Here is a 25,403-nt window from a genome sequence, read left to right as displayed (position 1 = left end):
ATCCATGCCTGAGCCTTCCTCGGAAGCGCTCCGGAATGGATCCCGGGTCTCCCTCCGGTCGCCCGGGATGACGCGCTCTTGAAACGATGTCGAAAAGCCGGGAAGCAAGGTGCCAGTCGGCCTGTAAGCCGGGTTCTGGATGGCCGGAGGATCGCTCCCCCGACGTGACGGCCATTCCTCTGGGACGCGCATTGCTGCGCGCCTCGAGCAACCAACCCGGACGACAAGGCACAGAAACCTGCCCCTGCCCGCTTGCGCGGGCAGCATCGTCCCTATTCGGTTTTGCTCCCGGTGGGGCTTGCCATGCCGTCCCCGTTGCCGGGTCCGCGGTGCGCTCTTACCGCACCTTTTCACCCTTACCCTACGCCGGAGCGCTGGGCGGTTCGATCTCTGTGGCGCTTTCCCTGGGGTCGCCCCCGCCGGACGTTATCCGGCACCGTGTTTCCGTGGAGCCCGGACTTTCCTCCCTCGCGAGCGAGAGCGGCCGCCCGGCCGACTGGCGAGGGGGAGATGCGCGCTGGCGCGCCCGGCGTCAAGCGAAACCGGGCGGCTAGAGCATCGGACCGAAAAGTGGAATGCACTTTTCAGAGAAATCCGATGCTGGAGTAAAGAGCGAGATCGCCACTTTGCGTCCGATAGGACGCAAGGCGGTCTAGGGTCAGTTGCGGGCGGTGATCGTGCGCACCTTGGCGCAATAGGTGCGGTTGGCGCCGCTCATCCGGGTCGTCATATGGCCGCTCTGATACTTCATGATCGTGCGGCAGGTGTCGCCGCCGGCCATCTTGTAGGCCATGGCGAGATACTTCATGCCGTAGCGCGCATTGGTCTCGGCATCGAGCAGCCCGCTCGCGCTGCCGGAATAGCCCATGCCGCGTGCGGTCTGGTGGCGGATCTGCATGAGGCCGTAATTGCCGGCATGCGAGGCGCGCGGATTGTAGCGGCTCTCGACGCGCACGACGGCATCGGCCAGCGAGAACGGCACGCCGTTGGCAGCAGCATGGCGGGCGACGATCGCCTTGATGCCCTCGGAGCCGGCGGGAGCGGCGAGCGCGCGGCTGGCGCGGGTCTCGGTCTTGTCGGCCTCAGCCTTGGCAACTTCGGTTTTGGCAGCTTCCGCCTTGGCGGCGCGGGTCGGGGGCTTCGCCTTGGGAGCCTCGGCCTGAACGTCCTCGCCCTTGCCATCGGCAGTCTTGGAGCGGGCGATCTCGGCATCGCGGAGAACGATAGCTCTGGGGTCCGTTTCAGCGTTGACGTAACCCTCGGCCCGGGCCACCCCGGAGAGGCTAATCAGGCACGCAGCCGCGAGACCACCACAGATATATCGCATGTCGTTTTAAACCCCATTGAGCCATGACTGGCCGATGGGGGCGCTCAACTGATGGCCGAATGTGTCGATAATCTGACACATCCCACAGAAAAACGCAGAGAAATTAGCGTAAACAGGAATTTATTCTATATTTAACTATTCAGTATTCATATGTATTCGATCGCCTGAAAAACTTCGCCGGCTCCCTGACGCTCGAACCGAATCAAGCAGGCGAATCGGCTGCCGCATTTCAGCCGTATTCCCGGCCGGAAGTGCTTTTTTGGCGCGGCAGGCCGCCGCACCGGGCGCTCTTGCGCGGTATCCCTCCCTCCTTTCATCATCCGCGCATACGGACTCACCGGGATCGGTTTTGTGATGGCTTCCTCTTTCTGGGGCGCTCTGGGCGGCGGCGGGCTCGGGCTCGTGATCGGCGGCCCGCTCGGCGCGCTCGTCGGCGCGCTCGCCGGCCATGTCCTGGTCGATCGCGAGGGCGCGCCTTTCGGGCCGGCGCCGCGCGAGCTGGTCTTCACCACCGGCCTCGTCGCGCTCGCCGCCAAGATGGCGCGCTCGGACGGCGTCGTGACCTGCGACGAGGTCACCGCCTTCCGCCGCATCGTCGAGGTCCCACCCGAGCAGCAACAGCGCATCGAGCGCCTGTTCGACCTCGCCAAGCAGACCAGCGCCGGCTTTGAGGCCTATGCCACGCAGATCGCCGGCGCCTTCAAGGACGAGCCCGCGCTGCTGGAGGACGTGCTCGACGGCCTGTTCCTGATCGCCGCCGCCGATGGCGCGATCCACGAGGCCGAGCACGCCTATCTCCAAGCTGTCGCCGGCATCTTCGGCATCGCCGATACCGATTTCGCCCGGATCGAGGCCCGCCATGCCCGCCGGCCGGACGATCCCTATCTCGTGCTCGGCGCCAATCGCGAGATGGACGACGCCGAGCTGAAGCGCCATTACCGCCGCCTCGTCGCCGAGACCCATCCCGATCGCGAGATCGCGCGGGGCCTGCCCGAGGAAGCGGTCGCCATCGCGACGCGCCGCATCGCCGCCATCAACGCCGCCTGGGACATGATCCAGAAGGAACGCGGCATGAGCCGCAGCCTCGCGCCCGAACCTGCTTGAATTCAGACCTTTCAGAAAATACGCGGGTCATCCCGGACAAGCAGCGAAGCTGCGCTGATCCGGGATCCATGCCTGAACCTTCATCGGAGACGCTCCGGAATGGATCCCGGGTCTTCCTTCGGTCGCCCGGGATGACCGCGCGTTTCCATTGCAATCTGACAAGACTCTAAAGCCCCCGCATGACCGATACAGCCACCCCCGACAGCCGCTTCGCCGCCAAAATCTTCCCGTCGCCGAACCATGGCGAGCGCAAGCACCCGGACGGGACGCCGGGCCGGCGGCCGGACATGCTGATCCTGCACTACACCGGCATGCCGGTCGCGGGCGAAGCGCTGCAATGGCTCTGCAACCCGGTCGCGCAGGTCTCCTCGCATTATTTCGTCTTCGAGAACGGCCACACGCTCCAGCTCGTGCCGGAAGGCCGCCGCGCCTGGCATGCCGGCGCCTCGCACTGGGCCGGTGAGACCGACATCAACTCCTGCTCGATCGGCATCGAGATCGCCAATCCCGGCCATCCCGGCGGCCTGCCCGACTATCCCGAGGAGCAGATCGCGGCGACGCTGAACCTCTGCCGCGATATCTGCGAGCGCTGGTCCATCCCGCCGGAGCGCGTGCTCGCCCATTCCGACATCGCGCCGGGCCGCAAGATCGATCCCGGCGAGAAATTCCCGTGGCGGCGCTTCGCCGAGGCCGGTGTCGGCCTCTGGACGGAACCGGCTCCGATCCGCGGCGGGCGCTTCTTCGCCCGCGGCGAAAGCGGCCAGCCGGTCGAGGCCCTGCAGGCGATGTTCGCCATGCTGGGCTATGGCGTCACCGTCGACGGCGTTTTCGACGAGAAGCTGGAGGCGGTGGTCGCCGCCTTCCAGCGTCACTGGCGTCAGGACAAGGTCGACGGCGTCGCCGATTCCTCGACGATCACGACGCTGCGCGACCTGCTTGCCGCCACGCAGGTCAGCCGGACTGCCTGAGCCGCAGCTAAGCCAAAGATTGCAGGAAGTTAACTCGCCGGACGACGCACTTTCTGGCAAGCTGTCCCTCGCTCGCGCTCAGGCGCGGGTGGGACGGGGAAACGACCTTGCGCAGATGGCTGATCGGAACCGGGCTGATCGTTCTCGCGGCGGCCGGCGGCTACTGGGCCCTGCGCCCGGCCGGCGGCAATGCCAATGAGCCGCCCTACCGCACGACCCCGCTCGATCGCGGCCGGATCACCGCCGCCGTGCGCGCCACCGGCACGCTGACGCCGGTCACCACCGTGCTCGTCGGCTCGCAGCTCTCCGGCCAGATCGTCGAGGTCCTCGCCGACTACAATTCGCAGGTGAAGGCGGGACAGGTCGTCGCCCGCCTGCAAAGCGACCAGATCCGGACGCGCCGCGACGCCGCCCAGGCCGATCTCGAACAGGCCAGGGCCGATCTCGTCGTCAAGACCGCCCAACTCGAACGCGCCCGCGCCGCCCGCATCAAGGCGGATTCCTTCATTCGCGATATCGAGGCGCAGCGTGCCCGCACCACGGCTCAGCTCGCAGACGCCAAACGCACCTTCGAACGGCAGGACCAGCTCTTCAACCGCAGCACGGGCTCGCAGCAGAATCTCGACACGGCCCGCACGCAGGTCGAGGTCCAGACCGCCTCGCTGGCATCCAACGAGGCCCAGCTCGCCTCGGCCCGCGCCGAGCTGAAAGGGCTCGATGCCGATATCCAGCTCGGCGAGGGGCAGGTCCAGTCCGGCCAGGCCGTCATCGCGGCCCGCGACGCCAAGCTCAGGGATATCCTGATCGATCTCGAACGCACCCAGATCCGCTCGCCGGTCGATGGCGTCGTGGTGCAGCGCCAGGTCGATCTCGGCCAGACCGTCGCCGCCTCGCTCTCCGCGCCGACACTGTTCCAGATCGCGCAGGACCTGCGCACCATCGACATCTACGCCAATATCGACGAGGCCGATGTCGGCCGGCTGAAGCCGGGCCAGCCGGTCTCCTTCACCGTCAACGCCTACCCGAACCGCAATTTCCAGGGCCGGGTCGAGATGGTCCGGCTCGGCGCCCAGACCATCCAAAACGTCGTCACCTATACCGGCATCATCCGCGTCGAGAACCGCGACATGGCGCTCCTGCCGGGCATGACCGCCAATCTCCAGGTCGTGACCGAGGACCGGCCCGATGCGCTGCGCGTGCCGAATGCCGCCCTGCGCTTCCGCCCGGCCGGCGCTGCAGGCGCCGCGCCTTCAGGCACGGGCCCGGTTGCGGTTCCGGAAGCTGGCGAGCGGGGGCCCCGCGCCGCCGGCGCCCTGCGCGAGCGCATCGAGGCCGAGTTGCAGCCGACACCCGAGCAGAAGCAGGCGATCGCCGAGATTCTGAGGGAGCGTCGCGGCAATCGCGAGGCCATGGCCGGGCTCTCGCCGGAGGAACGGCGCGCCGCCTTCCGCGCCGCCGGTGCCGAGCTGGTCACCCGGATCGGCGCCGTGCTCGACCCCGAGCGCCGCGCGAAGCTCGAAGCCTTCATGCAGGAAGGCCGGCGCGCGGCGCCAAGCCGTGGCGTTCCCGGCCGCGTCTATGTGCTCGACGAAGCCGGACAGCCCAAGCCCGTGCCCGTCATGCTCGGCCCGACCGACGGCGCCTTCACGGAACTGCTCGGCGGCGAGGTCAAGGACGGTGCGCAGGTCGTGACCGGCGGCGGGCCGCGCGTGACGACGGCACCCGAGCCATCCGCCCCCCGCGCCCGCGGGCCGCGGCTGTTCTGAGGGCGCAGCGATGCCCCTGATCGAAACCCGCGACCTCTCCCGCGTCTACGATCTCGATTCCGGCCGCGTCACGGCGCTGGACCGGGTTTCGCTCGCGATCGAGGCCGGCGATCTCGTCGCGGTGATGGGTCCGTCGGGCTCCGGCAAGTCGACCTTCATGAACCTGATCGGCTGCCTCGACCGGCCGAGCGGCGGCCACTATGTGCTGGACGGCGTCGCGGTCGAGACCTTGTCAGGCGACGGGCTCGCCGAGCTGCGCAACCGCAAGCTCGGCTTCGTCTTCCAGCAGTTCAACCTGCTGCCGCGCATCGATGCCTGCGCCAATGTCGAACTGCCGATGGTCTATGCCGGCGTCGCCCGCGCCGAGCGGAAGCGGCGCGCGCTGGCCGCGCTCGCCCGCGTCGGCCTAGCCGAGCGCGCCCATCACCGGCCGATGCAGCTCTCCGGCGGCCAGCAGCAGCGCGTCGCCATCGCCCGCGCGCTGGTCAACGAGCCGCGACTGCTGCTCGCCGACGAGCCGACCGGCGCGCTCGACAGCCGCACCGCGTTCGAAATCCTCGCGCTCTTCCAGGAGCTGAATCGCGAGGGCGTCACCGTCGTCCTCGTCACGCATGATGCCGAGGTCGCCCGCCACGCACGCCGGCTGATCCGCTTCCGCGACGGCCACCTGCTCAGCGACATCAGGCAGGGGCCGGCCGACGCGCGCGCCGCGCTCGCTGCCTTCGATGCCGGCATCGGCCTGCCGGAGGCCGCCGCATGAGCCTCGCCGAAGCGATCCGCTCGGCGCTGTCCGCCATCGGTGCCAACGCCCTGCGCTCGGCCCTGACGATGCTCGGCATCATCATCGGCGTCGCCGCCGTCATCGCCATGGTCGCGATCGGCTCCGGTGCCCGCGCCCGCGTCACCGGCCAGATCAAGTCGCTCGGCGCCAATCTCGCGATCATCCAATCCGGCAATGTCACGCAGGGCGGCGTCCGGCTCGGCGCCGGCGCTTCCTCGACCCTCACCGACGAGGACGCGGCTGCGATCCTGCGCGAAGTCGAGGACGTTACGGCTGCCGCCCCGGTCCTCGTCACCCGCGCCCAAGCCGTCTATGCCGGCGCCAACTGGTCGACGCAGATCACCGCCACCGACCTCGATTTCTTCGCCGCCCGCGAATGGGAGATCGGCGCCGGCCGCCTGTTCGAGCCCGAGGAACTGCGCAAGGGCGAGATCGTCGCCGTGATCGGCCAGACGGTGGCGCGCAACCTCTTCGGCGACGAAAACCCGCTCGACCAGCAGTTCCGCATCCGCAACGTGCCCTTCAAGGTCATCGGCGTGATGGCGCCCAAGGGCCAGTCCGCGCTGGGGCAGGATCAGGATGACGTCATCTTCGTGCCGCTCGACACCGGCCGGCGCCGCATTGTCGGTCGCAACTATGCCCGCGACCGCTCGGTGCAGAGCATCATGGTCAAGTTCGCCAGCGAGGAGGCGATCGCGCCGGGCATCGCCGAGGTCACCGCCCTGCTGCGCCAGCGCCACCGGCTGATGGAGGATCAGGAGGACGACTTCATCGTCCGCAACCTCACCGAGATCGCCAATACCGCAACCGCCGCCGCAACCACGCTGTCATGGCTGCTCGCCGCCGTGGCTGCCGTGTCGCTCCTCGTCGGCGGCATCGGCATCATGAACATCATGCTGGTCTCGGTCACCGAACGCACCCGCGAGATCGGCCTCAGGCTCGCGGTCGGAGCCCGCCAGAGCGCCGTGCTGACCCAGTTCCTGATCGAGGCGACGACGCTCGCGACCATCGGCGGCGCGGTCGGCGCCGGGCTCGGCATCGCGGCGGCGCTGACCATCGCCCATATCGCCGGCTGGCCTTCGGTGATCTCGATCCAGACCATCCTGATCGCAGTCGGCGTCTCCGGATTGATCGGCGTCTTCTTCGGCTTCTACCCGGCACGGCGCGCCGCCAGGCTCGATCCGATCGAAGCGCTCCGGCGCGAATGAGCCGACGGATTTTCCGGCGCTGCGCAAGGGTCGCTTAACCCCGCCCGCCCTAGGCTGCCCTTGAGGCAGTCAGGAGGCGGACCGTGAACAGCCAGCAGCTCACCGCGGCGACGCAGCCCCTCTACGATCGCGCGGTCGCGGCCGCCGCCGTCGGCGCCTGGGAATGCAATCTCGCCAATGAATCGCTGAGCTGGACGGACGGCGTCTACGACCTGTTCGGCCTGCAGCGCGGTTCCGCCATCTACCGCAGCGCGACGCTGGATCTCTACGAGGAGCGCTCGCGCCGCGAGATGAACCAGCTGCGCAGCAAGGCGATCAGCACCGGCCAGGGCTTCGCGCTGGATTGCCGGATCAAGGCGGCGAATGGCGAGAAGCGCTGGATGCGCCTCATCGTCGGCGTCGGCCATGAGCACGGCCGGCCGATCCGCATCTTCGGCTCGAAGCAGGACGTGACCGCCGAGAAGGGCTTGTGGAGCGAAACCGCGACGCTGGTACGGGCGAACGCATCGACGAACCTCGCCGCGCGCCGCAGCTTCACCGACGCACTTCGGCAGTCCCGATACGAACGCGGCCGCGAGCCCGAGCGCTGCGCCCTCGCCATCTTCGGGATCGACCGGTTCGCGACGCTCGTCGAGACCTATGGCCGGCCCGCGGCCGACGACGTGATCCGCAATTTCGGCGAGCGGCTGCGCCGGCTCTTCCCCGATGCGCTCGCCATCGACCAGACCGGCCCCGGCGCTTTCGCCCTGCTGCTGCGCATGCCCGGCGACAAGGGCTACCTCGCCTCGATGCTCTCCGGCACACGCAAATTGCTGTGCCGGCCGATGCCGCGTGGCAACCTCGTCATCGACTTCACGCTCTCGATCGGTGCAGCCCTGCTGACGCCGGAGGGCTATCGCGAGCAGAACGAAATCTTCGCCGAGGCCGAGGCCGCGCTTCAGGTCGCCGGCATGGCCGGGGGAGACTGCGTCCGCGTCTTCGACGGGCCGGTAGCCGCCGTCAGCCGGGTCGCGCTCGCCGGCTGACAATCACCCAAACGCCTCGCTGAAGCCGGCCCTGCCCGGTCAGGATGCCTGCCCGCGCGCCAACGCCTTGAGCTTGGCGCCGACCTCGGCAATCGCCTGAATCGCCGGAACGTATTCGCGCCCAAGCGGCGTCAATGCGTATTCGACCGAAGGCGGCGAGCCCGGCAACACCTTCCGCGCGACGACGCCCTTGGCCTCCAGGCCGCGTAGCCGGGCGCTGAGCATCTTGGCCGAGATCGCGGGGATGTCGCGGCGCAGCTCGCCGAAGCGTCGCGGGCCACCGCTGAGAAACCAGACGACATTCGGCGTCCAGGCTCCGCCGAGCACCAGCATGCAGGTGCCGACATCGCAGGTCTCAGGTGGTGCCGGAGCTCGATTCCTGCGAATTTTCAAAGCCATGCGAAAAACCTCCGGTAACCGGGAGGATACCGGAAAATGCAGTTACGACAAGTAATGAGGTATACAAAGGTTATCATCGAGACCTAACCATGGCGCATCACCGATCCACGGAGATGAACCGTCATGAAGCTCTATTTCGCACCCGGCGCCTGCTCGCTCTCGCCCCATATCGCGCTTCGCGAGGCCGGCCTGCCTTTCACCCTCGAGAAGGTCGACATCCTCACCGGCAGGACCGCCAGCGGCGAGGATTTCGCTGCGACCAACCCCAAGGGCTACGTTCCCGCGCTGAAGCTGGACGACGGCAATGTCCTCACCGAAGGCGCCGCGATCGTGCAGTACATCGCCGATCTCGCCCCCTCTGCCGGCCTCGCTCCCCGGCCCGCGACGCTGGAACGCGCGCGGCTGCAGGAATGGCTCAACTTTCTCGCGAGCGAGCTCCACAAGGCATTCTCGCCCCTGTTCCGGCCCGGGACGGACGCGGCCGGACGACAGGAGGCCCGGACGGCCATTGCGCGGCGCCTCGGCCATATCGAAGCCGAGCTCGCCGATGGGCGCAGCTATCTGCTCGGAGACGGCTTCAGCGTCGCCGACATCTATCTCTTCGTCATCGCGGGCTGGGCCGAAGGCAAGGACATTCCCCTGTCGGCCTGGCCCCGCCTGACCGCCTTGCTGGAGCGCGTCGCGGACAGGGACAGCGTGCGGGAAGCGCTGAATGCCGAACGCCTCGCCGCCTGATCCAGGGTCCGGCACCATGAACGCGCAATTCGCCCCGATCGAAGCCCTGCTCGGCCAGTATTTCGATGGCCTTCATCACAGCGACGCGGCCCTGCTGGGCCGCGTCTTCCATCCGCAGGCGATCTACGCCTGCGCGAGCGACGGGCGGCTGATCCACATGACGATGGACACCTACCTGCCGATGGTGGCCGCCCGTCCCTCCCCGGCAAGCCGCCAGGAGAAACGGCACGATCGGATTATCTCGATCGCCTTCGCCGGGCCGGTCACGGCGCTGGCCCGCGTGGAATGCGCCATCGGAGAGAAGCGCTTCACCGACCTGCTCAGCCTCGTCCAGCTCGACGGAGAATGGCGCATCATCGCCAAGGTCTTCCATTTCGATCTTGCGCCCGCCGCCTGACGAGGGCGGCGGCTGAACGCTGAACAGCGCCGGCGGTCACAACACTGTCGCAGGGGAAGCACTAGAAGAAAGCGATCGATCGAGACCTCACCTGTGGCCGCGACTGGCCCGGCCTTGCCGGGGCGGTCATGGCCGCGCCGCAAGCCTCGCCGGCGCTCCAGCGCCGGCCGCGCCGGGAATCTCCGATGCAGATCGACATCTTCTCGCAAGTCATCGTGCCAGTGATCGGCGGCCTGGGCATCTTCATGCTCGGGCTGGAATTCATGAGCAACGGCATCCAGTCGCTTGCCGTCAACAAGATGCGGGCGCTGCTCGCGCGGATCGCCGGCACCCCGTCCAAGGGCGTGCTCGCCGGCACTTTCATCACCGGTGTCATCCAGTCCTCGACCGCGATGACCGTCATGGTCGTCGGCCTCGTCAATGCCGGCGTCATCGGCCTCAGGCCCGCGATCAGCGTGATCATGGGCGCCAATATCGGCACGACGCTGGGCAACGGCCTGATCGCGCTGCCGCTCGGGCCGCTCGGCCTGCTGCTGGCCGGCATCTTCGCGCTGGTCCATATCTTCGCCAAGACCGACAAGGTGAAGAACATCGCGCTCGCCTGCATGGGCTTCGCGCTGATCTTCTACGGCCTCAACCTGATGACCGGCGGCCTGCGCCCCCTGCGCAACATGCCGGAGGTGATGAGCGTGATCTCGGCGCTCAAGGCCGATACCTATCTCAACCTGATCTATTGCGTGCTGATCGCCGCCGGCATCACCGCGATGATCCACTCCTCCTCGGCCACGATCGGCATCGTGATGGGGCTCGGCGCCGCCGGCATCCTCGACTGGAAGACCGCGGTCGCCTTTTCGCTCGGCGCCGATCTCGGCACCACCATCACCTCCTGGATGGCTTCGCTCAACCTGTCGAAGAACGCCAAGCGCGCGGCCTACGCCCATATCTCCTTCAACATCATCGGCGTGATGGTGACGATACCGCTCTTCTTCATCTCGATGGACGTGCTGACCTGGGCGATGCAGTGGTTCGGCGGCGATCCGGGCGTGCCCGTGATCAAGGACGGCAAGGAGACCTTCCCGCTCGTGCCGGTCGCTGTCGGCCTCTACTCGACCTTCTTCAACATCTTCAACACGCTGCTGCTCTTCCCCTTCGTCGGCGTGTTCGAGCGCGTGCTGTCGCGGGTCGGCGCAACCTCGGCCGAGGATATCGAGGACTATTCGCAGCCGCGCTATCTGGTGAAAGCGCATGACCATGCTGAGGCCGTGCAGGCGATCCAGCGCGAGACCGGCCGCTATCTCGAGGCCGCCCGCCTCTTCGTCGACATCGCCCGCGGCAAGCCTGACGCCCCGGACAAGATCGAGGAGCACTATGCCGCGATCGACATCCTCAACCGCGACATCCGCGCCTATACCTCCGGCATGTTCACGCCCGAGATGCCCTATGCCCGGGCCGATCTCGTCGCGAGCCTGATCGAGGAAGAGGATTTCACCGCAAGCCTCGGCGAGACGCTTTACCAGATCGCCCGCCGCATCGAGCGCCAGCCCTTCGGCGAGCAGGGCCGCCAGCTCGTCGACACGGTGCTCGACAAGGTCTCCGAGACGCTCGCCACCATCGTCCCGATCGGACAGGAGCGGGCGCCGGCGACCGGCATGGCCGAAGCGCGCAATGCCGAGCTTCTCGCCCTGCGCGAGCGCTGCCTGCGGCTGGGCTCGGAACTGCCCTGGGTCGAGCGCGGCGCCATCCTCGCCCTGCTCGGCAGCGCCGAACGCGCCTTCTTCCTGATCGAGCGCATCGATGCCGAGCGCCGCTCGGTCTCGCGTGAGGTCGTGACGGTGCCGGCCGGCGCGAAAGCCGGGGAAGCCGGCCTCGGTGGCCTGACGCCTGCGGCTGTTCCGGCCTGAGCCACGCAATTTGCAACGCCAGTCGAAAGCCGCCCCGTCGGGCGGCTTTCTTGCGTCAGAGCAGCCTGGTGAAGACGATCTGTCCGTCGAGGCCCCGGCCCATGTCGCGCCAGCCATGGCGGACATAGAAGCGCTCAGCCCGCGTGCCCGCCCCGGTTTCGAGCCAGGCCTGGACATGACCCACCGCCTTCAAGCCGGCCAGCGCCGCATCGAGCAAGGCGCGGCCATGGCCCCGCCCCTCCTGCGCCGGATCGATGAACAGGGCCCAGATCAGGCCGGTCTGGTGGTTGGCGCAGGCGAAGCCAGCGATCTCGCCGGCATCTTCTGCGACGAGGAAGATCGCGTTGTCGCGATACCAGGCGACATCCTCGTCCGTGACCTTCGAGGGGTCGCTCAGGATATTCTCGCGCACGCCCATGCGGATCGCACGGATGCGCGGCTCATCCGCCGCCATCGCCTTGCGGATCAGCCTTCTCTCGTCAGTCGTCACGAACGCTCTCCATCGCTGCGGCGAGGGTGATGCCCGCCGCAGCGCTGGAAGGCAACTACTCCGCCGCCTGCAGGCGATAGGCTGACGTGTCGTAATTGAGGATCGGCGCGAGCCAGCGCTCGACCTCCTCGATCGTCATGCCCTTGCGCTGCGCGTAGTCCTCGACCTGATCGCGCTCGACCTTGGCGACGCCGAAGTAATAGGCCTCCGGATGCGCGAAATAGAGCCCGGAGACCGAGGAGCCCGGCCACATCGCATAGCTCTCGGTCAGCTTGACGCCGACGCGACGCTCGGCCTCCAGCAGCCGGAACAGCGTTTCCTTCTCGGTATGGTCAGGCTGGGCCGGATAGCCCGGTGCCGGGCGGATGCCGCGATATTCCTCGCGGATCAGGTCCTCGTTCGTGAAAGCTTCGTCCGGCGCATAGCCCCAGAACTCCTTGCGGACGAGCTGGTGCATCCGCTCGGCGAAGGCTTCGGCGAAGCGGTCCGCCAGCGCCTTGACCATGATCGAGCGGTAATCGTCGTTGTCGCGCGCGAACTTCTCGGAGATGCGCTCCTCCTCAGCGCCCGCCGTGACGACGAAGGTGCCGATATAATCCGGCGCCACGCCTTCCGGCGCGACGAAATCGGACAGGCACATGTTCGGCTTGCCGTCGCGCTTTGAGAGCTGCTGGCGCAGCCCATGGAAGGTCGCGAGCTGCTCTTGCCGGCTCTCGCCGGTATAGAGGCGGATATCGTCGCCGACGGCATTGGCCGGCCAGAAGCCGATCACCGCCTTCGGGTTGAACCAGCGCTCCTCGACGACGCGCTTCAGCATCGCCTGCGCATCGTCCCAGAGCGCACGCGCCGCCTCGCCCTGCTTTTCGTCCTGCAGGATCGCCGGGTAGCGGCCCTTGAGCTCCCAGGTCTGGAAGAACGGCGTCCAGTCGATCACCGGTACGAGATCGGCGATATCGTAGGTGCGGAAGGTCCGCGTCCCCAGGAAGCTCGGCTTCGGCGGCACATAATTCGCCCAGTCCGTCTTGAAGGCGTTGGCGCGTGCCTTGGCGAGCGGCAGGCGCTGCTTGTCGGCCTCGGAGCGGCGATGCGCCTCGGCGACCTTGGCGTATTCCGCCTGCACACCCGCGACATAGCCCGGCTTCTGCTCCGAGGAGAGCAGGCTTGAGACGACGCCGACGGCGCGCGAGGCGTCGTTCACATGCACCGCCTGGCCCTTCTCATAGGCCGGGTGGATCTTCACCGCCGTATGGACGCGGCTCGTCGTCGCCCCGCCGATCAGCAAGGGGATGTCGAAGCCCTCGCGCTCCATCTCGGAGGCGACAGTGACCATCTCGTCGAGCGAGGGCGTGATCAGGCCGGAGAGCCCGATGATATCGACCTTCTCCTTGCGCGCCGTCTCCAGGATCTTCTGGGTCGGCACCATCACGCCGAGGTCGATCACCTCGTAATTGTTGCACTGGAGCACGACGCCGACGATGTTCTTGCCGATGTCGTGGACATCGCCCTTCACCGTCGCCATCAGCACCTTGCCGGCGGCCGAGCGCTCGGAGCCGCCGTTGAGGCGCTTCTCCTCCTCCATGTACGGCATCAGGTAAGCGACGGCCTGCTTCATCACGCGGGCGGACTTCACCACCTGCGGCAGGAACATCTTGCCCGAGCCGAACAGGTCTCCGACCACGTTCATGCCGGCCATCAGCGGGCCTTCGATGACGTGCAGCGGCTTGGCGGCGTTCAGGCGCGCCTCTTCCGTATCGACATCGATGAACTCGGTGATCCCGGCGACGAGAGCATGCTCCAGCCGCTTCTCGACCGGCAGTTCGCGCCAGGCGAGGTCCTTGCCGGATGCCGCAACCGAACCGTCGCCCTTGAAGCGCGGCGCGGCCTCCAGCAGGCGCTCGGTCGAATCCTTGCGGCGGTTGAGGACGACATCCTCGCAGAGTTCGCGCAGTTCGGGATCGAGATCGTCATAGCTGCCGAGCTGACCGGCATTGACGATACCCATGTCCATCCCCGCCTTGATGGCGTGGTAGAGGAACACGGAGTGCATCGCCTCGCGCACCTTCTCGTTGCCCCGGAACGAGAAGGACAGGTTCGAGACGCCGCCCGAGATATGAGCATGCGGCAGCGTCTCGCGGATTGCGCGGGTGGCATTGATGAAGTCGTTGCCGTAGTTGTCGTGCTCCTCGATGCCCGTCGCCACCGCGAAGATGTTCGGGTCGAAGATGATGTCCTCGGGCGGGAAGCCGATCGTCTCGGTCAGCAACTTGTAGGCCCGCGTGCAGATCTCGATCTTGCGCTGGAAGGTATCGGCCTGCCCGACCTCGTCGAAGGCCATGACGACGACCGCCGCGCCATATTGCCGGCAGATGCGCGCCTGTTCGAGGAAGGCCTCCTCGCCCTCCTTCATCGAGATCGAGTTGACGATCGGCTTGCCCTGGATGGTCTTGAGGCCCGCCTCGATCACCGGGAATTTCGACGAGTCGACCATGATCGGAACGCGCGAGATATCCGGCTCCGAGGCGATCAGGTTGCAGAACTCGGTCATCGCCTTCTCGGAATCGAGCAGGCCCTCGTCCATGTTGATGTCGATGACCTGCGCGCCATTGGCGACCTGATCGCGCGCCACGTCGAGCGCGGCGGCATAGTCGCCGGCCGTGATCAGCTTGCGGAACTTGGCCGAGCCGGTGACGTTCGTGCGCTCGCCCACGTTGACGAAGGGGATGGTCTCGTCGAGCGTGAAGGGCTCCAGACCGGCGAGCCTGAGATAAGGCTTTGTCTCCGGAATCTGGCGCGGCGCCTTGCCGGCAACGGCCTCGGCGATGGCGCGGATATGGTCCGGCGTCGTACCGCAGCAGCCACCGACCATGTTGACGAAGCCGGCGTCAGTGAACTCGGCCAGCATCTTGGCCGTCGCTTCGGGCCGTTCGTCATAGAGGCCGAATTCGTTGGGCAGGCCGGCATTCGGATAGGCGCAGACGAGCGTGTCGGCGATGCGCGACATATCCTTGATATGCGCCCGCATCTCGCGCGCGCCGAGCGCGCAGTTGAGGCCGATGGTCAGCGGGGCGGCATGGCGCACCGCGTTCCAGAAGGCCTCGACCGTCTGGCCCGAAAGCGTGCGGCCCGAAAGATCGGTGATCGTGCCGGAGATCATCACCGGCAGGCGGATGCCCTTCTCGCGATAGACCTGCTCGATCGCGACGATCGCCGCCTTGGCGTTGAGCGTGTCGAAGATCGTCTCGATCAGCAGCAGCTCGGAGCCGCCATCGATCAGGCCCCTAACCTGCTCGGCATAGGAATCGCGGACCTGATCGAAGCTCACGGCGCGGAAGCCGGGATTGTTGACGTCGGGCGAGATCGAGAGCGTGCGGTTGGTCGGGCCGATCGCGCCGGCAACGAAGCGGCGGCGCCCATCCTCCTTCTGCGCGATCATCGCTGCCTCGCGGGCGAGCCGCGAGCATTCGACGTTCAGCTCATAGACGATCGCCTCCATGCCGTAATCGGCCTGGGCGATCGAGGTGCCCGAGAAGGTGTTGGTTTCGACGATATCGGCGCCCGCCCGGAAATAGGCGAGATGGATGTCGCGCAGCGCCTCAGGCTGGGTCAGGGCGATGATGTCGTTATTGCCCTTGAGATCGTGGTTGAAGCCCTTGAAGCGCTCGCCGCGGAAATCGGCTTCCGAGAGCTTCAGGTTCTGGATCTGCGTGCCCATCGCGCCGTCGAGCACGAGGATGCGCTCACGCGCGGCCTGACGCAGCGAGCGCTCGATTTCGGCGCCGTCGACGGGAGCAGGAATGAAGTCGGACATAGGCTTACTCCGCCGCCACGGCCTGCGCCGCCGCCTTCTCGGGCTTCAGGCCGACGAGATGGCAGATGGCATAGACGAGGTCGGCCTTGTTCATCGTGTAGAAATGCAGGTCGGTGGCGCCGCGATCGATCAGATCGAGCACCTGCTCGGCGCAGACGGCGGCCGCGACGAGGCGGCGCGTCGCAACATCCTCCTCCAGCCCCTCGAACCGGTCGGCCAGCCATTGCGGCACGCTCGCGCCGGTCTTGCGGGCGAAGTTGGCGGTCTGCTTGAAGTTCTGGACGGGCACGATGCCCGGCAGGATCGGGATCTCGATGCCCGCCGCGCGCACCTTGTCGAGATAGCGGAAATAGACGTCGTTATCGAAGAAGAACTGGGTGATCGCCCGCGTCGCGCCGGCATCGACCTTCTTCTTGAGCGCATCGATATCGGCATCGAGCGAGGCCGCTTCCGGATGCTTCTCGGGATAGGCCGAGACCGTCACCTCGAAATCGCCGATCCGCTTCAGCCCGGCGACGAGATCCGAGGTCTGGTGATAGCCCTCAGGGTGCGGCTCGTAGGTCGTGCCGAGCCCACCGGCCGGATCGCCGCGCAAAGCGACGACATGGCGCACGCCGGCATCCCAATAGGAGCGGATGACCTCGTCGACCTCGGCTTTCGAAGCCGAGACGCAGGTGAGATGCGCGGCCGGCTTCAGCCCGGTCTCCTCGACCATGCGCTTGACGGTGGCGTGGGTGCGCTCGCGGGTCGAGCCGCCGGCGCCATAGGTCACCGAGACGAAGCTCGGGCCGAGCGGCTCGAGCCGGCGCACGCTCTCCCAGAGCGCGACCTCCATCTCCTCCGTCTTGGGCGGGAAGAATTCGAACGAGACGCGCGGGCGGCGCGAGCCGTGGCGGCTGGGGCGGAAAGCATTCATCACGCAACCTCGAGATTGATCTTGCGGGCCGGCGGATCGGCCTGGACGCGCCGGTCGCGGCCACGCCAGAGCATGACCGGCAGCTGCCCAGAGCCGCCATCGGCAAGGGTGACTTCGCGGGACAAGTCGCAGGAGAGACCGGCCTCGCTGAACCAGGCGGCGATCTGCTGACGGGAAAAGCCGAGCCGGCGATGCGCATGCTCGGTCCGCAGGAACTCCATTTCATGCGGCGCGAAATCGACGACGATCAGCCGCCCGCCGGGCGCCAGCATCGCGGCGGCCTCGCGCACCGCCCGGCCGGGATCGTCGAGGAAATGCAGCACCTGATGGATCACGACGAGATCGAAGGAGCCACGCGCGAAGGGCAATGCATAGATGTCGCCCTGCCGCAATTCGACGCGCGACAGCCCCGCCTGCTCCAGATTGGCGCGCGCCACCGCCAGCATCGCATGGTTGGCATCGACGCCGACGGCGCGGCCGAATTTCGGCGCGATCCGCTCCAGCATCCGCCCAGTGCCGGTGCCGAGATCGAGCATCGCGCCGGGCGAGCCCTCGCCGACGGCCTCCTCGACCGCCGCCTCGACGGCATGATCAGGCACATGCAGGCCGCGCAACCGGTCCCAGTCGCGCGCGACGCTGGCGAAATAGCTCTGAGCTGCCTCGGCCCGCGTCGCCCTGACGGCAGCGAGCCGCTCGCGATCCGCCGCGAGCACCGGGTCGCTCAGGTCGAGCCAGGCGGCGAGCGACGCGGCAAAAGCCCCGCCCGGCCCGGTCTCGTCGAGCCGGAAGAAGGCCCAGGCCCCCTCGCGCGAGCGCCGCACCAAACCGGCCTCGGCGAGCAGCTTGAGATGGCGCGAGATGCGCGGCTGCGACTGCCCGAGAATGTCGGTGAGATCGGAAACCGAAAGCTCGCCCTCGGAGAGCAGCGCGAGAATGCGCAGCCGCGTCTCCTCGCCGGCGGCCCTCAAGGACGCGAGAAGCACATCGGAAGACAATGTCGTCGGCTGCCGCACGCGCTGGCGTCCTCTGTCGACAAGGAAAAAGATATAAAGATATCTTTATATCGAACACGCCGTTCGTGCAAGCGGATTGTCGTGCGGAAGATAGGACGGGAGCGGCTACCGCGATATCCGCCCTCGATCCACGAGAGCGCCCTTGCGAGCGTCACAACCCAGATGCCATGCTTCCTGACGAGGTACCTGCGGGAGCGAAGCAAGGATGCACAGCGGCTCATGCCTTTGCGGCGCGGTCACCCTGACGGTGGCTGGCAGCCTGCCTGATCCGAACTTCTGCCATTGCCGCATGTGCCGCAAGCACTCGGGCCATTATTTCGCGTCCACGGACGTGCCCAGGGCTGCCTTGACGATCACCGGCGAGGAGAAGCTGACATGGTTTCAATCGTCGGAGAACGTCCGGCGCGGCTTCTGCTCGGCATGCGGTTCGTCCCTCTTCTGGGATCGGCCGGATCGGGATTGGATCGCCGTGGCCATGGGCGCTTTCGACGGGCCGACGGAAACCGCTGCAACTCTGCATATCTACGTTGCCGATAAGGGCGACTATTACGAGATCGCAGACGGCCTGCCGCAATACGACACCGCCCCACCGCGCGCCTGAGGCCTTGAGAGCGGGCGATTGATTTCGACCCGTTGCGGACCATCAATGATCGGGGCGCTACAACTCCGGCCACCCACTGATACGGAATGACGGAGACCGGTCGCCCGGCAGCCCCTATTGGGCCGATGATTGCAGATGGCTGACAAGGAAGATGGCGCTGATGGCAAGCCCCAGCCAGAAAATCCAGCCGACCACGACAGCGATATCCGGGTTTAGCATTGCCTGGCGACCAGCACGCCACCACACTGAAAAGGGCCGCTTGCCGTAATCTTCCACTGCGAGGCGGCCGAATGTGAGCCCCTGCACGAGGGCCTTGCCTGTATAGTATCCGGCAAATTTCGAGATCGCGAACCATAGGAAGCTGGCGACCTGTCCTAAAACTGCTTCCAGCAAGATCGCCTCTCGACTCAGATGCTCTCAACCCGGACATTAGATAGGCGAGAGCCGCCTCGGCTACCCGTCACGCTCCAAATGTGACTTATCAGCTTGGCGGCTTGTTTAGCTCTAACTGCCAGGATAGCTGGGTCGAAAGGCTCAGCTCCATGCGTCGGTTCCTAACGCGCTATCCAAAGCTCAGCATAGGTCTGGCATTTGGCCTTGCCAGCCTCGTAAGCAGCCTGACGAGGCCTTACCCGACACTCCGCTTCTATGCCATGTGCGCTGCTATGGCTGTGGTTATCGGCATTGCTGGGTATTTCGGCCGTCTGCTTTGGTCGCTACGCTCGATAAAGAATAAGCCGCGACCATTTGCTCCAAGGCCAAAATTTGAGGACGAGCGCCCGAGCCGACCAGCCAACGACATACGGGGATAAGGTCACTATTTCTCCGCCCCCCTTGCATGCTCTCTTCAAGCGGAGGCAAGAGGTCCGCTTCCGACCCATTGCGGACCTCTTCGGCGAGACCGCGAAATGAAGCGGTCCCCAAACTTATCCCCGCCCCACCAACGTACCCCTATCCTGCACGCGTCCTATCCGACCGGGGGGCTTCGCGAGGCATCGTGGGCCGGAGGGGATTGCGGGTTTCGCGTCCCGGACTGTTGCGGGTTCGTAAGGCGCGGAGGTGCCGACTTCGCACAGGCCGAACAGGCAAGCCTCCGCCCTCAAGCATCGAACCGAAAAGTGGGGCCCACTTTTCGGGCAAATTCGATGCTGGAACAGAAAGCTGGATCGCCGCGCCCCGCGGCGATCGGGCGGCGTCCAAGCGGGGCAGACCCCCAGATACCCGTGCGCGGAGCCGGGCAGCGCGAGGTCGTCGCTGTTCGACATCATCGACATCGCAACGACATCGGCACGCAGCCGTCGACTGCGAGCGCCGCAAGGCTCCGCGCATCCCCCGGATGCTCCAGCCCGAAACCCCGCAGGCCAAGCCTGGACGGGGCTTTCGGCGCGCGTCCTGTCGCGTCAAGAACCATCGCGCCGGACACACGGCGACAACGCCGATCCGGTCGTCATTTGTCAGGCGCGCGCTCGCCAGCGCCCCGCCGCGCGCGGCAGGCGAGCCCTACGGCAAACAGAACGGTCTCAGAGCACTTTCAGATCGCCCGCGGCCGTCTTGCCGCGCTCGGTCTTCAACTCGAACGAAACCTTCTGCCCCTCCGTCAGCGTCATCATGCCGGCCTCTTTCACGGCCGTGATGTGCACGAACACATCCTTGCCGCCGTCCGCCGGTTGAATGAAGCCGAACCCCTTCTCAGTGTTGAACCATTTCACGGTTCCGGTCGCCATCGCCACATCCCTCGAAGCCAAAGCGTCTCTCACCGGCGCGGAACGCATGGCTCCTATGCCGGCAAGGGAAGGATTGACCGAAAACCGCCCCTTGTCGAGATGAAAGGACAGGCAGGCGGTGCCTGAGCCTCTCAAGATTTTGTCAACGCGTCCCATGTTTTGGCGCCGGCACGAGAAGAGCCGTTCAGATCGGTTTTCGTGTCGTGGGCCATGGCGACCTAGCGTCCGCACGCGTCAGGATTGCTGCGTTCTTTCCAATTCAACCGCAAGCCGATGATTTTGGTCTCGTCTGTCGGAGGCTTCATCTTGGTGAAATGCCTCCACGCCAGAAATCGCCGGGCGACGCTCCCAGCATCGACTGGCGGGCCGGCCTCCCGACGGTCGCATCAGGCGACAGGAGGGAGCACTCCGCCCGGCGCGATCCTTGCAGGCCCTCTGGTGCCGGAAGCCGCCAGCCGATACAGGCCTCGCCATGTCCCCGATCGCCGTTCCCGCCATGCCACAGCAGCACCGCTTCTACGAAGACCTCCTCGCCCTGCCGCTGGGCACGCTGATGATCAGCTTCGGCATCGTCCTCTTCGCCAAGGCGACGCTCCTGACCGGCGGCGCGGCCGGGCTCGCGCTCCTCCTGCAATTCGGCACGGGGGCGGATTTCAGCCTGCTCTTCTTCGTCATCAACCTGCCCTTCTACTGGCTGGCCTTCCGGCGGATGGGTCTGCCCTTCACGCTGCGCACTTTCGCCGCCGTCGGCCTGATCTCGATTCTGGTCTGGGCGACGCCGGGCTGGTTCCGCATCGAGGCGGTGGCGCCGCTCTATGCGGCGATCGCCGGCGGCGTCGCGATGGGGCTCGGCCTGCTGGCGCTGGCGCGCCACCGCACCGCAATCGGCGGCGTCAACATCCTCGCGCTCTATCTGCAGGAGCGGCATGGCCTGCGCGCCGGCTGGGTCCAGCTCGGCATCGACGCGGCGATCTTCGCCGCCGCCCTCTTCGTGCTGCCGCCCGACAAGGTCGCGCTTTCGCTGGTCGGCACGCTCGTGCTCAACGCCATCCTCGGCATGAATCACAAGCCCGGCCGCTACATGGCGGTGTCCTGACGAAAGGTCCTCGGTGCGGCGTAACGGTTGCGCCCTGCCCGCCATCATGCGAGCAAGCCCGGAGGACAAGACGGGACGCCAACGGCGAGACGAGACATGGCCCAGCCCCTGACCATCGAAGACCTGCGCCTTCTGGCCAAGCGCCGCGTGCCGCGCATGTTCTACGACTACGCCGATTCCGGCGCCTGGACCGAAGGCACCTACCGCGCCAACGAGACCGACTTCGCCAAGGTGAAGCTGCGCCAGCGCGTCGCCGTCGACATGACCAACCGCTCGCTCGCCTCGGAGATGATCGGCCAGCCGGTCACGATGCCGGTCGCGCTCGCGCCCACCGGCCTCACCGGCATGCAGCACGCCGATGGCGAGATCCTCGCCGCCAAGGCCGCGGCCAAGGCCGGCGTGCCCTTTACCCTCTCGACCATGAGCATCTGCTCGATCGAGGATGTCGCGAACCACACCCAGGCACCGTTCTGGTTCCAGCTCTATGTGATGAAGGATCGCGACTTCATCTCGCGGCTGATCCAGCGCGCCAAGAAGGCCGGTTGCTCGGCGCTGGTGCTGACGCTCGACCTGCAGATCCTCGGCCAGCGCCACAAGGACATCCGCAATGGCCTCTCGGCCCCGCCGAAGCCGACCATCGCCAACCTGATCAACCTCGCCTTCAAGCCGCGCTGGTGCCTGAAGATGTTGGACACGCCGCGCCGGCAGTTCGGCAACATCGTCGGCCATGTCACCGGCGTCGCCGACATGTCCTCGCTCTCCTCCTGGACCGCCAGCCAGTTCGACCCGAAGCTGAACTGGGACGACGTCCAGTGGATCAAGGAGCAGTGGGGCGGCAAGCTGATCCTCAAGGGCATCCTCGACCCTGAGGACGCGGAGATGGCCGCCAAGAGCGGCGCCGACGCCCTGATCGTCTCGAACCATGGCGGCCGCCAGCTCGACGGCGCGCTCTCCTCGATCGAGGCCCTGCCCGGCATCGTCGAGCAGGTCGGCAACCGCATCGAGGTGCTGTTCGACAGCGGCATCCGCTCCGGCCAGGACGTGCTGAAGGCGATCGCGCTCGGCGCGCACGGCACCTTCATCGGCCGTGCCTTCCTCTACGGGCTCGGCGCCATGGGCGAGCAGGGCGTCACCGCCGCGCTCGACATCATCCGCAAGGAGCTCGACACCACCATGGCGCTCTGCGGCCTGCGCGACATCAAGGATGTCGACGAGCGCATCCTCGTCGGCGGCCGCGCCGGAGCGATCAAGCGGCTGGCCTCGTAGCCGCTTCCCACCTTTTGGGGGCAGCGCTCGCCGTCAGTCTCAGACCAGCAACATCGGAACGCCGTAATCCATAAGGCGGCGATCCGATGTCACCAGGGTCAACTCGCGGGCGATAGCCTGGACCACGATCATCCTGTCGAACGGATCGCCGTGGTGACGCGGAAGTCTGGCAGCCGCCAGCGTGTCATCAAGCTCGATGGGCAGCCAGGCAACACCGAGAGCCTGGACTTGCGCCCAGGCGTCATCTGCAAAGGCCAGCTTTCGCAGGCTCCGCTTGATTTCGAGTTCCCACACCGACGCGACGCTGACGAAGACCTCCTCGGCTTCATCTATCGTCAGCCTCATGCGATCGGACAGGCGCTCCCGGTCGACGCCGACCCACCACAGCACGGTCTGGCTATCGAGCAACAGCCTCATGCGCCGCTCGGCTCGTCGGAGGCCTCCTGATAGACTTCGAACAGCTCGGTGAGGTCGTTCTCGGGCTTCCACCAGTCGGGGTCGATCTCGACAAAAAGCCCGGCCAGCTGACCGGATTCGCGCCGCGGACGCTGGGCCTGCGGGGGATCGATCTGCACCAGCTTCACCGCCGGCACGCCGTTGCGCGCGATCACGACCTCCTCGCCACGCAAGGCCTGCTCGATCAATCGCGAGAGACCGGTCTTGGCCTCGTGCACGTTCACGACGGTCATCGCCCTCTCCATATTAGCTAAGCTTAGCTAATATGGAGAGGGCGGGCTTGAAAGGCAACATTCCGCCAAAGCGGTCCCCCGCCGGGACAAGCCCGGCGGGAGCTTTCATGCCTCAGGTGCGATACCAGGATGCGAGGTTCCAGGTGTCGACATCCCAGCCCGAATGGTCATGCGAGAGGGTGTTCGACGCGGCGACGACCTTCTTGCGCGACAGGATCGGCAGGATGACGTTCGCTTCGCAGAAGATCTCGTTGACCTTGATCAGCAGCGCGGCGCGCTTGGCCGGATCGAGCTCCTTCTGGGCGGCCTTGTAGGCCTCGTCGGCAGCCGGATCCGTGTAGCGCGAGACGTTGCGGCCCAGCCACTTGTTCTCCTTGTTGGCGACTTCCCACGAGGTGAACTGGTTGAGGAAGCGCTCCGGATCAGGCTGCGGCTGCGTGGTCGTGTACATCTCGATGTCCACATACAGCTTGGTGTAGGTGTCGGGATTGGCGACGTCCGACGAGAAGAACACCGAGGCCGTCACCGACTTCAGCTCAAGATCGATGCCGGCGCGCTGGCACGCCTGCTTGATGATCGCCTGCACCTTCTGGCGCGGAGCGTTGATCGAGGTCTGGAAGACATACTTGAGCTTCTTGCCGTCCTTCTCGCGGATGCCGTCGGAACCCTTCTTCCAGCCGGCGTCGTCAAGAATCTTGTTCGCCTTCTCGATGCTGAACTCGTACTTGAGCTTCTCCGACTTGAACTGCTTCGGCTCGTTCACGAAGCTCGCCGTGGCAGCGCCGGCGCGGCCATAGATGAACTTCTGGATCGAGTCGCGGTCGATCAGCAGATTGATCGCCTGTCGCACGGCCGGGTCGCTGAGCGTCGGGTGCTTGGTCTTGACGCTCGAACGCTCGCCATCGACCTCGGTCCACGGATCGGTCGTGTTCAGCGTGACGAACTCGATGTCGCCGGCAGCAGCAGCGCTGATCTTGCCACGCCCGCCGATCTCCATGCGCTTGAGAACCTCGTCCTCGACCAGCGTATCCCAGGCGTAGTCGTATTCGCCGGTCTGCAGGACCGCGCGCGCCGCCGAGACCGCGTCACCGCCGCCCTTGATCTCGAACGTGTCGAAATGCGGACGATTGGCGACGTGATAGCTCTCGTTGCGGGCGCCCGACAGGATGTCGCCCGGCTTGAAGTCGACGAACTTGTAGGGGCCGGTGCCGACGGGCTTGAGGTTCGCCGGGGCCTCGCGGGACTTGGCGCCCTTGTACTCGCCGAAATGATGCTTCGGGATGATCATGCCGGCGACGCCGACGAAGGGATCGGCCCAGAACGGGGTCGGCTTGGCGAAGATCACCTTGACGGTGAAGTCGTCGATCTTTTCGACCTTGATGTCCTTGTAGGCGCCGGTGGTGTAGGCGGCCGTCGCCGGGTCGGCAGCGTATTCCCAGGTGAAGACGACGTCGTCGGCCGTGAACGGCTTGCCGTCATGCCACTTCACGTCCTTCTTCAGCTTCCAGGTGACGGTCGTGCCGTCCTCGGACAGGCCGCCATTTGCCTTGGTCGGGACTTCGGCCGCAAGCTGCGGGATCAGGTTGCCCTCTTTGTCCCAGCCGGCGAGCGGCTCGTAGAACACGCGGGACGCGATCTGGTCCTTGGTGCCGGAGGCGAAATGCGGGTTCAGCAGGGTCGGGGCCTGCCAGAGCAGCATCTTCAGCGGGCCGCCGCCGCCAGCCTTGGTCGGCTTGTATTCGAGCGTGGCATTGGCCATCGCAACATCGTTCCAGGAGAGGATCTGGGTCGCGATCGGCGCGGTGATGCCCAGCGCCGCCATCTTCTGGATGAAGGAGCGCCGCGACAGGCCGCCTTCCTTCACATCCTGCACCATACCCTGGATATACTGACTAGTCATAATCAACCTTCACGTCATGGCAGCAAGAACACGATCAATAACTTGACCAGTTCCAGATCGGATTTATCAGTTCCAAGGCGTAGAATTGCTTTGGACGCGACTCTGCTCCTAGGAGCCGCTGCCTTAATCATAACTTAAGTCGTCAGACGAGAACCGCATGGCGGACCTGCTTGCCACTCGTAGCCCCGGCTAAATTACGCTGATTCACAAGGGAAAAACGCTACAAACCCTGCTAGCGGGAGTGATGTCATAGCGTCGCAGCCGGTACTCGCGGCGCCGGGAACCGCAG

The 25,403-nt window shown here is 66.2% G+C and carries 23 protein-coding genes and 1 other RNA gene; 12 read left to right on the top strand and 12 right to left on the bottom strand.

Annotation, left to right across the window (positions count from 1 at the left end; genetic code table 11):
• Positions 1–108: 108 nt before the first annotated feature.
• Both rnpB and WFK61_RS09960 read right to left on the bottom strand, forming a co-directional pair.
• Positions 109–500, bottom strand: an RNA gene (gene rnpB / locus WFK61_RS09965) — RNase P RNA component class A.
• Positions 501–658: 158 nt separating this feature from the next.
• On the bottom strand, positions 659–1,327 hold the full coding sequence (locus WFK61_RS09960) for a lytic transglycosylase domain-containing protein (protein WP_336811370.1): 669 nt from the start codon (positions 1,325–1,327) through the stop codon (positions 659–661).
• Between the two features lie 354 nt (positions 1,328–1,681).
• Here WFK61_RS09960 and WFK61_RS09955 point away from each other — a divergent pair, with 354 nt between their 5' ends.
• The 6 genes from WFK61_RS09955 to WFK61_RS09930 all read left to right on the top strand — a co-directional run bounded on the left by WFK61_RS09955 (position 1,682) and on the right by WFK61_RS09930 (position 8,179).
• Positions 1,682–2,431, top strand: coding sequence for a TerB family tellurite resistance protein (locus WFK61_RS09955; RefSeq protein WP_336811369.1), 750 nt, complete (start codon positions 1,682–1,684; stop codon positions 2,429–2,431).
• Between the two features lie 179 nt (positions 2,432–2,610).
• Positions 2,611–3,399 carry an N-acetylmuramoyl-L-alanine amidase gene (locus tag WFK61_RS09950; protein ID WP_336811368.1) on the top strand — a complete coding sequence of 263 codons (789 nt, stop codon included), beginning with the start codon at positions 2,611–2,613 and terminating at the stop codon, positions 3,397–3,399.
• A 107-nt stretch (positions 3,400–3,506) separates the two neighbouring features.
• Positions 3,507–5,165: an efflux RND transporter periplasmic adaptor subunit gene (locus tag WFK61_RS09945; RefSeq protein ID WP_336811367.1), complete on the top strand. Its 1,659-nt coding sequence runs from the start codon at positions 3,507–3,509 to the stop codon at positions 5,163–5,165.
• Between the two features lie 10 nt (positions 5,166–5,175).
• Positions 5,176–5,925: an ABC transporter ATP-binding protein gene (locus WFK61_RS09940; protein WP_336811366.1), complete on the top strand. Its 750-nt coding sequence runs from the start codon at positions 5,176–5,178 to the stop codon at positions 5,923–5,925.
• Complete coding sequence (locus WFK61_RS09935) at positions 5,922–7,154, top strand: ABC transporter permease (RefSeq protein WP_336811365.1); 1,233 nt, start codon at positions 5,922–5,924, stop codon at positions 7,152–7,154. The genes WFK61_RS09940 and WFK61_RS09935 overlap by 4 nt, the downstream gene beginning before the upstream one ends.
• Positions 7,155–7,237: 83 nt before the next feature.
• Positions 7,238–8,179: a diguanylate cyclase domain-containing protein gene (locus WFK61_RS09930; RefSeq protein WP_336811364.1), complete on the top strand. Its 942-nt coding sequence runs from the start codon at positions 7,238–7,240 to the stop codon at positions 8,177–8,179.
• Positions 8,180–8,218: 39 nt separating this feature from the next.
• Here WFK61_RS09930 and WFK61_RS09925 read toward each other — a convergent pair whose 3' ends face one another.
• On the bottom strand, positions 8,219–8,578 hold the full coding sequence (locus WFK61_RS09925) for a winged helix-turn-helix transcriptional regulator (RefSeq protein ID WP_336811363.1): 360 nt from the start codon (positions 8,576–8,578) through the stop codon (positions 8,219–8,221).
• A 123-nt stretch (positions 8,579–8,701) separates the two neighbouring features.
• On the opposite strand from WFK61_RS09925, the gene gstA reads away from it, so the two are divergent.
• The 3 genes from gstA to WFK61_RS09910 all read left to right on the top strand — a co-directional run bounded on the left by gstA (position 8,702) and on the right by WFK61_RS09910 (position 11,611).
• Complete coding sequence (gstA, locus tag WFK61_RS09920) at positions 8,702–9,313, top strand: glutathione transferase GstA (RefSeq protein ID WP_336811362.1); 612 nt, start codon at positions 8,702–8,704, stop codon at positions 9,311–9,313.
• Between the two features lie 16 nt (positions 9,314–9,329).
• On the top strand, positions 9,330–9,710 hold the full coding sequence (locus WFK61_RS09915) for a nuclear transport factor 2 family protein (RefSeq protein WP_336811361.1): 381 nt from the start codon (positions 9,330–9,332) through the stop codon (positions 9,708–9,710).
• Between the two features lie 185 nt (positions 9,711–9,895).
• The gene (locus WFK61_RS09910) at positions 9,896–11,611 is read left to right on the top strand and encodes a Na/Pi cotransporter family protein (RefSeq protein ID WP_336811360.1); all 1,716 of its coding nucleotides are present in this window, start codon (positions 9,896–9,898) and stop codon (positions 11,609–11,611) included.
• A 55-nt stretch (positions 11,612–11,666) separates the two neighbouring features.
• Here WFK61_RS09910 and WFK61_RS09905 read toward each other — a convergent pair whose 3' ends face one another.
• Genes WFK61_RS09905 through WFK61_RS09890 form a run of 4 tightly spaced genes read right to left on the bottom strand, consistent with a single transcriptional unit; the run spans position 11,667 to position 17,838 of the window.
• Positions 11,667–12,101 (bottom strand): GNAT family N-acetyltransferase, encoded by a 435-nt coding sequence (locus tag WFK61_RS09905; protein ID WP_336811359.1) that lies wholly within the window; start codon positions 12,099–12,101, stop codon positions 11,667–11,669.
• 55 nt (positions 12,102–12,156) lie between these two features.
• Positions 12,157–15,909: a methionine synthase gene (gene metH, locus WFK61_RS09900; protein WP_336811358.1), complete on the bottom strand. Its 3,753-nt coding sequence runs from the start codon at positions 15,907–15,909 to the stop codon at positions 12,157–12,159.
• Between the two features lie 4 nt (positions 15,910–15,913).
• Positions 15,914–16,825: a methylenetetrahydrofolate reductase [NAD(P)H] gene (metF, locus tag WFK61_RS09895; protein ID WP_336811357.1), complete on the bottom strand. Its 912-nt coding sequence runs from the start codon at positions 16,823–16,825 to the stop codon at positions 15,914–15,916.
• On the bottom strand, positions 16,825–17,838 hold the full coding sequence (locus WFK61_RS09890) for an ArsR/SmtB family transcription factor (RefSeq protein WP_336811356.1): 1,014 nt from the start codon (positions 17,836–17,838) through the stop codon (positions 16,825–16,827). Before WFK61_RS09890 ends, metF begins: the two co-directional genes overlap by 1 nt.
• A 205-nt stretch (positions 17,839–18,043) precedes the next feature.
• On the opposite strand from WFK61_RS09890, the gene WFK61_RS09885 reads away from it, so the two are divergent.
• A complete protein-coding gene (locus WFK61_RS09885; RefSeq protein ID WP_336811355.1) occupies positions 18,044–18,439 on the top strand; it encodes a GFA family protein in 396 nt (131 codons plus the stop codon).
• 114 nt (positions 18,440–18,553) lie between these two features.
• Here WFK61_RS09885 and WFK61_RS09880 read toward each other — a convergent pair whose 3' ends face one another.
• Positions 18,554–18,832, bottom strand: a complete 279-nt coding sequence (locus WFK61_RS09880) for a hypothetical protein (protein WP_336811354.1) — start codon at positions 18,830–18,832, stop codon at positions 18,554–18,556.
• A gap of 1,127 nt (positions 18,833–19,959) precedes the next feature.
• Entirely contained in the window at positions 19,960–20,163 is a 204-nt protein-coding gene (locus WFK61_RS09875; RefSeq protein WP_199091797.1) for a cold-shock protein, read from the bottom strand.
• 472 nt (positions 20,164–20,635) lie between these two features.
• On the opposite strand from WFK61_RS09875, the gene WFK61_RS09870 reads away from it, so the two are divergent.
• The gene (locus tag WFK61_RS09870; RefSeq protein ID WP_336811353.1) at positions 20,636–21,259 is read left to right on the top strand and encodes a YitT family protein; all 624 of its coding nucleotides are present in this window, start codon (positions 20,636–20,638) and stop codon (positions 21,257–21,259) included.
• Between the two features lie 96 nt (positions 21,260–21,355).
• Positions 21,356–22,525, top strand: coding sequence for an alpha-hydroxy acid oxidase (locus WFK61_RS09865; protein WP_336811352.1), 1,170 nt, complete (start codon positions 21,356–21,358; stop codon positions 22,523–22,525).
• A 39-nt stretch (positions 22,526–22,564) separates the two neighbouring features.
• Here WFK61_RS09865 and WFK61_RS09860 read toward each other — a convergent pair whose 3' ends face one another.
• The 3 genes from WFK61_RS09860 to WFK61_RS09850 form a co-directional block, all read right to left on the bottom strand.
• The gene (locus WFK61_RS09860; protein WP_336811351.1) at positions 22,565–22,942 is read right to left on the bottom strand and encodes a type II toxin-antitoxin system VapC family toxin; all 378 of its coding nucleotides are present in this window, start codon (positions 22,940–22,942) and stop codon (positions 22,565–22,567) included.
• Positions 22,939–23,214 (bottom strand): type II toxin-antitoxin system Phd/YefM family antitoxin, encoded by a 276-nt coding sequence (locus WFK61_RS09855; protein ID WP_336811350.1) that lies wholly within the window; start codon positions 23,212–23,214, stop codon positions 22,939–22,941. The genes WFK61_RS09860 and WFK61_RS09855 overlap by 4 nt, the downstream gene beginning before the upstream one ends.
• Before the next feature lie 112 nt (positions 23,215–23,326).
• Positions 23,327–25,114, bottom strand: a complete 1,788-nt coding sequence (locus tag WFK61_RS09850) for a peptide ABC transporter substrate-binding protein (protein WP_336811349.1) — start codon at positions 25,112–25,114, stop codon at positions 23,327–23,329.
• Positions 25,115–25,403 lie beyond the last annotated feature (289 nt).

The sequence above is a fragment of the Allobosea sp. MMO-172 genome (assembly GCF_037147855.1).
Taxonomy (GTDB): domain Bacteria; phylum Pseudomonadota; class Alphaproteobacteria; order Rhizobiales; family Beijerinckiaceae; genus Allobosea.
The sequence above is the reverse complement of the archived record's forward strand: the minus strand, read 5'-3'. Positions and strand labels throughout refer to the sequence as shown.